The organism is Niastella sp. (genome assembly GCF_045805085.1).
Taxonomy (GTDB): domain Bacteria; phylum Bacteroidota; class Bacteroidia; order Chitinophagales; family Chitinophagaceae; genus Niastella.
This window is the reverse complement of sequence record NZ_JBJMLX010000371.1, coordinates 1-12,984: the sequence shown is the minus strand read 5'-3', so window position 1 is coordinate 12,984 and position 12,984 is coordinate 1. Positions and strand designations below refer to the sequence as shown.

Genomic DNA, 12,984 nt, shown 5'->3' with positions numbered 1-12,984 from the left:
TTTGGGCCAGACCCAATTTATTTATAGTTGTCATGTGTACGTTATTTTGTCAAATGTATCAAAATCGTACAAGATCAGTCCGGTTTTGTACGGTTGTTCAGGATAGATAATTTGTAGGGCACTGGCTGCTAACTCCTTGAGAAAATGGCATAGTGTTTAGGGCTATTCTGCAAACCAGCTATAAAATGCTTAAGAATCATCTGAAGGTTGCTTTCCGAAGTATCTGGAACAATAAATTCTATTCGGCGATCTCCATTTCTGGATTGGCAATTGGTATTACGGCAGGTATTCTCATCCTGCTTTGGTGCCAGGATGAAAAAAGTTATAACACACACATCAGAAACTCAGAAAACATATACCGGGCGGTTCCCGGCTTTCTTTCCAATGGAGATAAAAAATATTTCCCAACTACTCCTCCTGCACTTGGCCATGTTTCCAAACAGGTACCGGGCATAGACAAATCGGGTCGTTTTTTTAAGAGCTGGGAGCAGATGGTGTTCGCTTATAACGGAAAAAACTTTATTGAAAAAAGCGCTGCCTACATCGATGCCGACCTGTTTACGATCCTTGATCTTCCTTTTATTGAAGGGAACCGGGAAAAGCCTTTCCAGGACAAGCATTCTATGGTAGTGACCGAAGCTTTTGCGAAAAAGTTTTTTGGCAATGATAACCCTTTGGGAAAAGTGATAACACGAGAAGACATACAACAAAGCTATACAGTTACCGGGGTGGTGAAAACCTTGCCAAATTCCCAGTTGAACTTTAATTATTTTCTTCCCCTGAACAGTATTGATGGCTTAGACCAGGACTGGAACAACTATGATTTGGAAATGTATGTACAGTTGCATCCCGGAACGTCAATAACGTCTGCGGCCGCCAAATTAACCCAGCTTCAAAAAGCGAGCGTTTCAGATAACATTACTAAAACATTGCATTACCGGCTGCAGCCATTGGCAGAAATACACCTGTACAATCCCGATGGCACTGAAGGGTTGATCACCATGGTAAGGATCTTTACCTGGGTAGCAATTGTCATACTTCTGATCGCATCCATCAACTATATAAATCTTACTACTGCCAAAGCAGCGCAACGGGCAAAGGAAATTGGCGTGCGCAAGATCATCGGCGCTGCGAAGTCGCAACTCTTTTTCCAGTTTATCAGCGAAACCCTTCTTGTGTTCTTATTAGCAATGGGTTTATCGCTCTTGCTGGTAAAATTGCTGTTCCCATTGTATAATTCAATTACCGGTAAAGCCCTTTCATTTAATTTATTTGATGCGGCCATATTAAAAGTATTGGCGATCACAATGACAGTAACGTTGATCGTGTCTGCCATTTACCCTGCCATCCTGCTTTCCTCCTTCAAGCCATTGCAAGCCATTAAAGGAAAATTCTCCATTGGCAGGGGTAATCATTTCATGCGAAAGGGACTGGTGGTAAGCCAGTTTTGTTTTTCGGTTATATTTATCATTTGTACTATTGTTATTGGGAGGCAACTGACGTATATCCAGACAAAGAACCTGGGGATGGACAAAGAAAATGTGTTTCGCTTCGACCTTAAAAATATGCGGGGAAAGTATGAAGCCGTCAAAAACGAACTATTGCGCGAGCCATCGATAACTGGTATTACAGCGGCCGGACAGGATCCATTGCAGGTTGCCTCTAACACCACCAAGAATGACTGGGCGGGTAAAGACCCCAATAAAATTTTGCTGATAGCCACACTGCCTGTTGAAAGAGATTTTCTATCAGTAATGCATATTCAGGTAAAGGAAGGAAAAGGGTTCACCGGCACCGCAGCCGACTCCGGGTATTTTCTTTTAAATGAAACCGCTATCCGGGAAATGGGGGTGACAGACCCGATAGGCAAGTCATTTACCTTGTATGGCGTCCATGGCGCCATTGCAGGTGTTGTTCAGGATTTTCATTTTAAAGATATGCACTAGAAAATAGGCCCTTGCGTCCTATTCTGGAAACCTGACTGGATAGGTCAATTATACGTGAAAGCAGCTCCGGGACATACACCGGAAGCCATTGCAGCGGTGACGAAGCTCTGGAAAGCCTATAATCCCGGATCTCCGTTTGAATATAGTTTTCTGGATGATGCCTTCAACAAAATGTACATTACAGACCAGCAGATAAGTTTACTGTTCAAGGTGTTTGCCTTTATTGCGATCTTTATTTCCTGCCTGGGGCTTTTCGGCCTGATGACCTATACCGCTCAATTAAAAACCCGGGAGATCGGCATCAGAAAAGTGTTGGGCGCCAGCGTTACTGCTGTAACGGGTTTATTGGCAAAAGAGTTTATCACCCTGGTGTTGCTGGCTATTATAATCGCATCCCCCATTGGCTGGTATTTTATGGATCATTGGTTGCAGGATTTCGCCTATCGCAGCCCCCTCTCCTGGTGGATATTCCCGCTGGCGGGCTTTGCGGCGCTTTTAATTGCCGCATGTACAATTAGTGTACAGGCAATCAGGGCAGCATTGGCTAATCCCGTTAAAAGCCTTAGAACTGAGTAAATCCGTAAAAAGAATACAACTTCCGGGAATTAGTATTATTCGCCTGGGGGCCTTTAGTAAGACCTTTACATCATCAATTAAATCTTACTAAAATGAACAAGACAATCTTTATTACAGGCGCCAGCAGTGGAATTGGAAAAGAAACCGCGAAACTGTTTCAATCAAAAGGCTGGAACGTGATCGCTACCATGCGGAAACCTGAAATTGAGACCGAACTGACAACCTTACCCAATGTACAGGTAACAGCACTCGATGTATTGAATGCCAATTCGATCGACAAAGCAGTGAATGAAGGCATCCAAAAATTCGGTAAAATTGATGTGTTGCTGAACAATGCCGGTTATGGCGCCTATGGTCCGTTAGAATCTTTTTCCAAAGAAAAGATCGTTCGCCAGTTTAATACCAATGTGATCGGCTTATTAGATGTTACCAGGGCACTCCTCCCCCATTTTAGACAAAACAAAAGCGGTGTTATCATTAACATTTCATCCATCGGCGGCAAAATAACCTTTCCGTTAGGCGCTCTATATCATGGCACCAAGTTCGCTGTTGAAGGAATATCCGAATCTTTGAGCTACGAAGTAGAACAATTTGGAGGGCGGGTAAAGATCGTTGAACCGGGCGCTATTGCCACCGATTTTGGCGGTCGCTCACTGGATTTCAGTAATGATGAAACTATCACCGAATACCAACCGCTGGTGGCAAAAATGTTGTCAACTATACCAGCCATGTATCAAAATGCTTCACCAGGAAATGTGGTGGCACAGGTAATTTACGAAGCCGCTACTGATGGCACCCATCAATTGAGGTATACCGCAGGAGAAGACGCTAAAGCAATTATTGCGAACCGCCAGCAACAGAACGATGCAGGTTTTATTGGTAGCATGAAGACCCAATTCGGACTTTAACTGATAAAAAAGTTACTTACTTTTATAATTATGAGTGTATTTGTTCACCTGCATACGATCACAGACCTGCTCAAATTTTTTAATTTGACTAAAATTCATCACCCCCTCGTGGCGGTGGTGGATTTTAGCCAGGTAAGCGAACATGTAAGCGAGGAGATAACCGTAGCGGCCGATTTCTACTCGGTGATGTTTAAAAACTATCACAGCAATTCGGTAATGTACGGCCGTAAAATTGTCGATTTTCAGGACGGTAGCCTTATTTGCCTGGCCCCCAACCAGGTAATTGAAATGGACAGAGATACAGAAGCCTCAGCAAACATGTCGGGCTGGGGATTATTTTTCCATCCGGATCTGATCAGGACCACTTCCCTGAATGACAAAATGAAAGACTATAGTTTTTTTTCATACGAAATATCCGAAGCGCTTCATTTGTCGGAAAAGGAAAAGCAGATCTTATACGATTGTGTACTAAAAATTCAGTCTGAAGTACAGGAAAACATAGACGTGCATAGTCAAACCATCATCGTTTCCACGATTGAACTGCTGCTGAATTATTGCACCCGGTTTTATGGCAGGCAATTCATAACCCGGAAAAGCTCTAATAACGCGGTGGTGGTTCAAATTGAAAAATTGCTGAAGGAATATTTCAGGAGAAGCGATATAACAGAAACCGGTTTACCTACCGTAAAATATTTGGCAGAGCAGGTGCATTTATCCCCCAGTTACTTAAGTGACCTGCTGAAAAAAGAAACCGGCAAAAACACCCAGGACCATATTCATTTTTATTTAATAGAAGAAGCCAAGAACATTCTATTAAGCACGAATAAATCTGTTGGCGAAATAGCCTACTCATTGGGTTTTGAATACCCGCAATATTTTAATAAGCTCTTTAAGCAAAAAACAGGAAAAACGCCTGTGGAGTTCAGGAGTAGTTAATTACAAACCCAATTCTTCTGTTTGAATATTAGGAACAATACTAAATCCAGCTGTTTCAACATCCGATGCCAGCACACCTTTTGCAAGTGCTATATTCTCCTGCCAGGCTTTATGATCAGAATTATACAGATTCCATTCTTTTTCATACACTTTTTTATCCTGGTGGGGCGCCGCTGCAATCAGTGCTTCGAGTTTTTTGATCTTTGTTTTTGATGAACCAAACAACCGATCAAAAAAGGAAGGCTTGTAACCCGCCAGGCTCTTTTTGGCAGCTTGCAGGTGGTCATCTTTAAGAACAGGGCGAACGGGCTCCGGATCATTCGCTATATCCAGCCAGTTCAGCGTTTCACTGGCATCCTTATGGGTGGAAGAGATCAGTTCAATATAATCATTGTATTCCTGGACTGCCTTTTTCCCGTTTTCAAACTCTTCCTGTTTAAGCATCGCTTTATATTGCTTTGTAGCCAGGCTTGCACGACGATGCTCTTCCCGTTCCAACTTATTTGCGTATGCAACAACTGATCGTAGATTACCTTTCCAGCCCATATCTTTGTTTTTAATAGAAACAATTTTAGTGGGCTAGATTACTACAATTTAGCGATCAAAAAACAGGTTTTTTTCACGTTTTTTGATTGATTATATGTTTTCTTTTATCAATTAAGAATATTAGCACCCAGCTTATTCAGCCAATATTTTCTGTCTTTTTTTGTGCAGGTACAATGCATCCTCTTCAAACCAGCCTAAGTGAACACCATCATCACCAAAGTCGATTATCTGGCCATTTTTTACGATCAGGCTGATATAGTTGTTTGAGCCGGTCTCTACCTTAATTTCTGCATATCTGTTTTTAAACTCATCAGAGACGTGGATCTCCCTGATGGTGCTTTTGGAAAACGCATCCTCCGCATTACTGATCTCAAATTCCCTAAGATGCGCTTCCACATGACTTTCCCCTTCCATCTGTTCAACCCCGTAATCAGCCACATGAAAAGCAAACAGGCATTCTTCCCAGAGTAGATCTTTTACGCGACCCAACTGATCCTGCTTTAATTGGAGCAGATCATTAACAATAGCGGCCATTTTATCAGTCACCTCAACGGGCTGGTCCAGGTCAGGGAACAGAACAATTTTTATCGCATCATTAAATAGAGGTATAAAGAGAGACAGATTGCCCAACTTATTTTCGTCCCAAACGGTTATTGCTGCCAGTTCAGCCTTTGTCATATATATTGTTTTTGGCAGCGTAATAATACATCTTTTACTATAAAATGGCAAAGGGCGTATATTATCGTGCTGAAGTAAAAGAGCTGAAAAAATCGTAATTTGTTAAAGATCGGTTTTAAGTATATTTGTTACCCGAAAAAAGCAAATTTCGGGCAGTAGCGCAGCCCGGTAGCGCACTACGTTCGGGACGTAGGGGTCGCAAGTTCGAATCTTGTCTGCCCGACTAAATTGGACAAGGCAGCAGAAATGCTGCCTTGTTTGTTTTTATCATCTTCTGTAATGCTGTTCAGTCGCGCAATTGGCTGAAATACTTCGTTTACTTCGTCAGTTAGAAATGCCGCATTTTTGTGGTAATAGCTTATTCCTTTGGGGAATACCAGGTTTATAAGTTTTCACTTCTGCTGCTATGGGATTCTGGCGGAGTAGGGGTAAACGAGTCATGCTGTTTACTGGTGCGGTAATCGAATTCAAACAATGGTTTAGCGATGTCGTATTTTTTTTGTAAGAAATAGGTATATCCTTTGTTTCCCGAAATAATTCCTTTCCAAACTTCAGAATTTAACGCATTTGCCATTTGCATGGCAACATCAAAATAATAAAATGCAGAATCGTAGTTGCCAATATTGCATAAGCCTGTTGCAAAGCAGGCTTCATTAGTTGTTTTATGGAATCCTTGGCCGCCTTGTCCCGTATTTTCCATAATATAGTTGCCCACAGGTGTTTTATGCACACCTGGAAATAGGTCCTGCCGAAACACCTTTTTTGGGAGCTCATTTAAAGTGCGGAAAACAATGGCAGTGTCTGTACGCTGCAATATATTCACGATCTCATTGAAATATTTGTTTTGTATCATCATCTGCGTCTAAACTTTTTACCCATGCATCCAGGGGCAAAGATTTGTTTTGTGAAAATGCAGGAACATTTTTTTGAAGAAAGAAAAATAATATAAATAACAGGTATGGCATTTTGGTTAGGAGCATCATTGAGTATTTTCCCGCAACTAAGGTACGCCCTTAAAGAGTAAAAAATATTGATGTTGCCAACGTTATCATTGCAAATATGCATACAGCCACAAGTTGTCGTTTGACCTTAACTAAACAAAATGGGTTAAAACACGGTGATTTGTAAAAGAGAATTATTGTATTTTTAAATGATTGTTCATAGGTTCTTATCCTGCGAAGATTTATTTTCTTTTACTTTTTTGTAACAGGTTATGACTAAAAAACCGCCATTCCGCAAGTTGAGGGGCTATGCCTTCGACCCATCCCTCTCCATGCAACTTGACACTGTTGTTATTAACGACATCACCTACAAAATCGATTGGGAGGACTTTGATCCAAACGAACAGGGTATTATCGGCGAATACATTGAAGTACTGGACTTCGATCCTGCATCCAATGCCATATATAAACCAGTTAACCTGAATGATCCATATATTTTAGCTTCCGATGGTTTGGACCCCAGTGAAAGCAATCCCCAATTTCACCAGCAAATGTGCTATGCCGTTGTAATGACAACCATAAAAAATTTCGAGCTGGCATTAGGTCGAAAAGCTTTATGGAGACCTCGTTTTAAAGAAAGCGGGCCCAATCGTTATAAAGGTGAGTACATTCAAAGACTACGCATTTACCCCCATGCATTAAGAGAAGCCAACGCATATTATAGTCCACAAAAAAAAGCGCTTCTGTTTGGTTATTTTTCTGCTTCACCGGATGATATTACTCAACATATGCCGGGTGGGTTAGTGTTCAGCTGTCTTAGCCACGATATTATTGCTCATGAAACTGCACATGCACTTTTGGATGGTATGTATAGTGGTTACACCAGTCCTACCAATCCCGACGTTCTGGCTTTTCATGAAGCATTTGCCGACATTGTCGCTTTATTCCAGCATTTTACCTTTTCTGCGGTCCTTAAGCACCAGATAGCAAAAACCAAAGGTAATCTGGAAGATCAAAGCCTTCTTGGGCAGCTGGCGCAGGAGTTTGGCAAAGCTATTGGTCATTACGGAGCGCTACGTGATGCAATTGGCGAAAAAGATGCAAATGGAAACTGGCAAATAAAAAAGCCGGACCCCATGGAATATGAGCAGGAAATGGAATCGCATAAAAGAGGCAGTATTCTCGTTGCTGCAGTATTTGAAACTTTCCTGAATATTTATAAAAAAAGGGTGGCAGACCTGCTTAGAATTGCAACCGGCGGCAGCGGCGTTCTTCCGGATGGTGAGCTACACCCTGACCTTGTAAACAGACTGTCGAACGAAGCCTCTAAAACAGCGGGTCATATATTGCGAATATGTATCAGGGCGCTCGATTATTGCCCTCCGGTTGATATTACATTTGGCGACTACCTCAGGGGCATCATCACTGCAGATTTTGATATGGTTAAAGATGATGAATGGGGATACCGCATTGCATTTGTTGAAGCTTTCAGAAAACGCGGCATCTATCCAAAAGGAATTAAAACATTGTCGGTAGAAAGTCTCGTTTATACAGCAGAAAACATTGAAGTGCTGAATTCGCAGTTCAATAAACTAGGTGAATTTCTAAGAGGGTTTAAAGAAAAAATTTCGTATGTAAAAGACAGAAAGAAAATATTTGAAATTACAGGAGCCTATATTTCCGGTACCCCTTATGAAGGTGAGAACATACAAGGCCTTCACGAAAGGCTGGATGCCAAATTTGATGGCTCAAGAGAGTTTGAAAAATTGACCGGTCTTAAATTTTCTCTGGACTGGAAAGCAGTCGGAGTACGTACGTCCGACTTTTCACAAGGCCCAACCTATCAGGTGCATTCTCTAAAGGTTGCGAACAGAGTGGGACCTGAAGGAAACATAATTAATCAAATTGTATTGTCACTTATACAAAAGGCGGGCGTCAGGTTTACTACTGACCATGTTGGCGTATTTCAGGATGAAAAGGTTTTTTTTCATCCTTTTCCCTTACCCGACAATGAGGAACGCCCTGCAAATATGTTTGAAATTAAAGGAGGATGCACGCTCATTTTTGATTTGGATTCCTTAAGGTTGAAATACTGCATCAGTAAGCCGTTACTCAGTAAGCGGGATCTGTTGAGCGGCAGATATCTACTCGATCCTGAAAGGGTACAAAGCCACTATGACTTTCTTTTTGGCGATTCAGATAATGACGTATACGGCCGGTATTTCAGCGAGTTTAGTGATAAATCCTCAAACGAACCATTTGCCTTTCTTCACCGGTAAAACAGTAAAACATGACACCAAAAGTTGATAAAATTATAGTCAGAATGTACCGGATAGGCACAGGAGATTGCTTTGTGCTCAAGTTTTTATCAGGGGAGCAGGAAACATTTAATATGATGATAGATTGCGGCGCCTGTCAGGGCGATGGTGCAAGATTCTCATCTTTTGTAAATAAAATTAAAGATTATGTAGATGGTCATTTGGACCTGCTTGTTGTAACCCATGAACATTTGGACCATATTATCGGATTTAAAAGAGCAAAAGAAGCCTTTCAACAGTTTGAAATTGATAATGTGTGGGTAGCCTGGACAGAAGACCCCTCAAATGATCTTGCTGATACCTTAAAAAAGAAATACGGGAAAGACGTTCAAAGTCTGGCGTTAGCGGTGCAAAAGATCGAAACAAAGTTGAATGATCCTAATTACAAAGAGGCTGTTGAGGAAGGAAGAAGAGGCACGTTTACATTACGGGCGCAAAAGCGGTTTCTTACCGGCCTGAAAGATTCACTTGAATTGTACGCACAGGCAAAGGAGTTTAATTTGTTGGCAGCAGAAGGCCGCAGCAATGAAATGAAACAGGCAATGAATTTTGTATTAAAAGATATTGCACTCAAGACAGGGCAAAGCCCACACTATTGTTATCCCGGCATGGCGGTTCCAAAGCTAAAAGGAACAACCGGCATAAGATTTTTCGTGTTGGGCCCGCCTGAGAATGAGGCGCTCTTAAAAAAGGAAGAAATTAAGGATGAGGATTATGAAAGAAAGTTTACTGATACAACGGACCAATCCTTCATCACTGCATTAACTTCTTCCTGTCCCGCTGACGATGATGCCGCACCGTTCTCGGACAAGTATTACCTGACTGACACAGAAAGAACAACCTACGAAGATAATTATCTTATAAAGAACCCCTGGAGAAGGATTGACACGGATTGGTTATATAATGCAGGCAGCCTGGCGATAAGACTGGAAAAATACATCAACAATACAAGTCTGGTGCTTGCAATTCAGTTTGAAGACAGTGAACGCGTTTTATTATTTCCCGCCGACGCTCAATCCGGTAACTGGAAAAGCTGGCATGCATCAAATTTAAAATGGACTGTAAAAAAGAATGGAGAGAAAAAACAGATAACAGCGAAGGATTTACTGGAAAACACCGTTTTCTATAAGGCGGGGCATCATTGCAGTCATAATGGAACAGCCTCAAAGAGCGGCCTTGATTTAATCAATCATGAAGACCTGATGGCAATGTTGCCGCTCGATTATGGGAATATAAAACCCGGTTGGAAAAGCACTATGCCAGGCAAGGGATTATATAAAGAGCTGATCCGAAAAACAAAGGGCCGCCTTTTCAGAATTGACAAGGGATTGGTAAGCGAAAAAGCTGCCATAACCGAACGCGAAAAACTAAGCAGAGCGGAAACAAAGAAATTTGAAAATGCATACAAGGTGGAGAATGACTTTATTGAATTAACGATAGAAGGTTGAATGGTTGAGTACTGTAAAAAACAACAATCATCGACCATTACCCACTGCAAACCTTTTGTATGAATGCCAATAGCCACACATCTTTAACCGTCACCGACGATATTGCCGCCGATGCTTTGGTTGACACCGAAACATTGCGATTGCCTAAAGAACCCTTCCGGAATATTGCCCTGATGTTTTCAGGAGGCGGCTTCAGAGCAGCCTCGTTTTCGCTTGGGGCACTATCATACCTGTACCGAATCAAATACAAGGACCAGGACCTCCTTCAAAATGTACAATTCACCACCTCTACTTCCGGAGGTTCCATTACCAATGCATTTTATGCCACCCGGCTTTATACAGATAAAAACTTTTCGTTTCCCACATTTTACCAGGAGCTTCGAAATAAACTGGATGGCGAGACCATGTTGCAATGCGCTTTTGATATATTAAAAGATGACAGCCACTGGACTGAACAAGGCACGTTAACAGATGATGAGGGACATAAGACAACGATCTTTAAAAAAAGGAATCTTATCAATGCCTTTGCAAAAACCTATGACGAATTGTTATTTAGCAAGACTACACTGGGTGATCTCCTTAATAATTCCAAAGACGTACCGGACCGTAAAGCGCCCCATCTTCATGAAATATGCTTCAATTCCACTGAGTTTAATAACGGCCTGAACTTCTACTTTCAGGTCAACGGGTATTCCAATAAAGTTATGCCCAGAGGCAACGGGTATCTGAAGTTTGAGGACTTTATTGCCGCAAAAAAAATTAAGCTCAGTGATATAGTTGCCGCTTCTTCCTGCTTTCCCAGTGGTTTTGAGCCCATTCTGTTTCCAAATGATTTTGTACATGAAGGCTGCACCGACGTTAATGAAATGTTGAATGCAATAGACTATAAACACAACAACCCGTTGAAATTATGTACGGTCGCTAACCAGCCTTTCGCACTGATGGATGGAGGCATTGCGGACAATATGGGAATACACAGCGTTATGATAAATGATGATGAGCGTTCCCTGGAAGATAAATTCGATCTGATACTTTCCTGTGATGTTACAAGCTATTTTAATAGTCCGCTGAAAACATCCACCTCAAAAAGAAAAGGCATCTCTGCAAAGATCACCCTGCAGGCAGTAATTAACTGCTTCAAGTTTACCATTTTAATTTGCCTTGCCACCATCATCGGAATTGCCACAAAAAGAGCACTGACGCTGAGTTATCTGCTATTAATTCCGTCTTTGACCTTAAGCGTTATTTACTTTCTGTTTTACTGGCAATTAAGAAAGTTGAAAAAGAAATCGGGCGGAACGGTTAAGGTCGCTTTGAAGTATATAAATTATTTTCTCAGGCTGCCTTTCGGTTCGCTTCTGCCCATGCTACAAGAACGGGCGAAAAGCTCACTTTTGTTTGTGACCGATCTGTTTTTAAAACAAATTCGGCGCAGTCAGTATGACCACCTGTTTACAAGCCCTTTAATAAAAGACAGGGTTATTTCCTGTCTTATTTACGAATTCAGCAGTGCTCATCAGCAGCGCCGTTTGAAAAATCTGGATGAACGGGATTCAAAATGGTGGAACAGCATCAATAATGTGAACATTTATTACAACCATGCAAACGGAAATCTTGGCGGAACACAGGTAAGCAATGGCGGTCCGGCAGCCGGACCGCTGGATGCTGGCAAGGACCGTCCGTCGTTGATCATGGCGCCCGATCGGGAATTCACCGCTTCGAGCTACGTGCACAAGCAGCTTTCTGCAGACACCCCGCGCGACGGCCGCTCTGCCGCCATGGTGGCAGAGCTGCAGCGCCAAATCAGGATGCCGTCTGGGGTGACGTCGGTGAATATCGATCAATATTCGCCGCCTGTTTATGTCGCCTCCAGCAATCAGCCGACCGTGCGCGTCAAGGCGGAACGAGCCTATGATGCCACCTGGACCTTCGAGCCAATCCAACAACAATGGGAAAGTGTTCCACTCCCCGACAGCTTCCAGCCGTCAGCCGGCACCGACAAGGAGGCAATCGTCTATCAGCCCTCGACCGGACATTACTGGGAATTCTGGGGAATGGAAAAAAGCGGCCGAAAAATTTCCGATTCCTCCGGTCGGACCGTAGACGAATGGCGTGCCGCCTGGGGCGGGAGGATTGACAATCTCGCGAGGAATCCCGGTTATTTTCCGACGACTCCGGAGGGATATAAATTCGGCACAGCCGCTACCGGCCTCGTCTTGCTCGCAGGCCTGATCACGATCGCCGAACAACGCCGGGGCGCGATCAATCATTCGCTCCACATAGCCCTGCCCAATACGCGGCGAGCAGTGTGGGTGCATCCGGCGCAACGAACCGACGGCGCCACAAACGATCCCGATGCGATCCCTCAGGGAGCAACGTTCCGGATTCCAGAGGGCGTCAACCTGGACGAAATCGAAATGGATCCCTACGCCAGGATGCTGGCTCGCGCTGTTCAAAGATATGGAATGGTGGTTCGGGATACGGCCGGCGTCGTAGCCTTCTACGCCGAAAATCCGATGTCGAAGCAAGGGGAGGATCATCCCTATTTCGGCATCGGCGGCATCTTGCGCTGTCCGGGAGGGCACATCGAAGCGTCATGCTATGCCGACAGCAATAATCGACTTCGCGGATTTCCATGGGACTATCTGTATTTCTTGATTGGTATTGTGTGGTTTTGGGTAAGATTG

General features: G+C 43.0%; 10 protein-coding genes and 1 tRNA gene. 8 read left to right on the top strand and 3 right to left on the bottom strand.

What is annotated here, in order from left to right; translation table 11 throughout:
• Positions 1-185: 185 nt before the first annotated feature.
• From ACJ751_RS19105 to ACJ751_RS19090, 4 genes are all read left to right on the top strand, one after another.
• Positions 186-1,946, top strand: coding sequence for an ABC transporter permease (locus ACJ751_RS19105; protein ID WP_407747117.1), 1,761 nt, complete (start codon positions 186-188; stop codon positions 1,944-1,946).
• 54 nt (positions 1,947-2,000) lie between these two features.
• Positions 2,001-2,522 carry an ABC transporter permease gene (locus ACJ751_RS19100; protein WP_407747116.1) on the top strand — a complete coding sequence of 174 codons (522 nt, stop codon included), beginning with the start codon at positions 2,001-2,003 and terminating at the stop codon, positions 2,520-2,522.
• A 92-nt stretch (positions 2,523-2,614) separates the two neighbouring features.
• Positions 2,615-3,430, top strand: coding sequence for an SDR family oxidoreductase (locus ACJ751_RS19095; protein WP_407747115.1), 816 nt, complete (start codon positions 2,615-2,617; stop codon positions 3,428-3,430).
• Between the two features lie 30 nt (positions 3,431-3,460).
• Positions 3,461-4,366, top strand: a complete 906-nt coding sequence (locus tag ACJ751_RS19090) for a helix-turn-helix domain-containing protein (protein ID WP_407747114.1) — start codon at positions 3,461-3,463, stop codon at positions 4,364-4,366.
• Here the strand turns inward: ACJ751_RS19090 and ACJ751_RS19085 are convergent, their stop codons facing one another.
• Entirely contained in the window at positions 4,367-4,912 is a 546-nt protein-coding gene (locus ACJ751_RS19085) for a hypothetical protein (RefSeq protein ID WP_407747113.1), read from the bottom strand.
• A gap of 132 nt (positions 4,913-5,044) precedes the next feature.
• Complete coding sequence (locus tag ACJ751_RS19080) at positions 5,045-5,590, bottom strand: hypothetical protein (protein ID WP_407747112.1); 546 nt, start codon at positions 5,588-5,590, stop codon at positions 5,045-5,047.
• Between the two features lie 149 nt (positions 5,591-5,739).
• Here ACJ751_RS19080 and ACJ751_RS19075 point away from each other — a divergent pair.
• A tRNA-Pro gene (locus tag ACJ751_RS19075) sits at positions 5,740-5,813 on the top strand.
• A gap of 159 nt (positions 5,814-5,972) precedes the next feature.
• Here ACJ751_RS19075 and ACJ751_RS19070 read toward each other — a convergent pair.
• Complete coding sequence (locus ACJ751_RS19070; protein WP_407747111.1) at positions 5,973-6,413, bottom strand: hypothetical protein; 441 nt, start codon at positions 6,411-6,413, stop codon at positions 5,973-5,975.
• Between the two features lie 390 nt (positions 6,414-6,803).
• Here ACJ751_RS19070 and ACJ751_RS19065 point away from each other — a divergent pair, with 390 nt between their 5' ends.
• From ACJ751_RS19065 to ACJ751_RS19055, 3 genes are all read left to right on the top strand, one after another.
• Entirely contained in the window at positions 6,804-8,810 is a 2,007-nt protein-coding gene (locus ACJ751_RS19065; RefSeq protein ID WP_407747110.1) for a hypothetical protein, read from the top strand.
• Between the two features lie 11 nt (positions 8,811-8,821).
• Positions 8,822-10,297 carry an MBL fold metallo-hydrolase gene (locus ACJ751_RS19060; RefSeq protein ID WP_407747109.1) on the top strand — a complete coding sequence of 492 codons (1,476 nt, stop codon included), beginning with the start codon at positions 8,822-8,824 and terminating at the stop codon, positions 10,295-10,297.
• A gap of 59 nt (positions 10,298-10,356) precedes the next feature.
• On the top strand, positions 10,357-12,984 hold a 2,628-nt coding region (locus tag ACJ751_RS19055), incomplete at its 3' end, for a patatin-like phospholipase family protein (protein WP_407747108.1).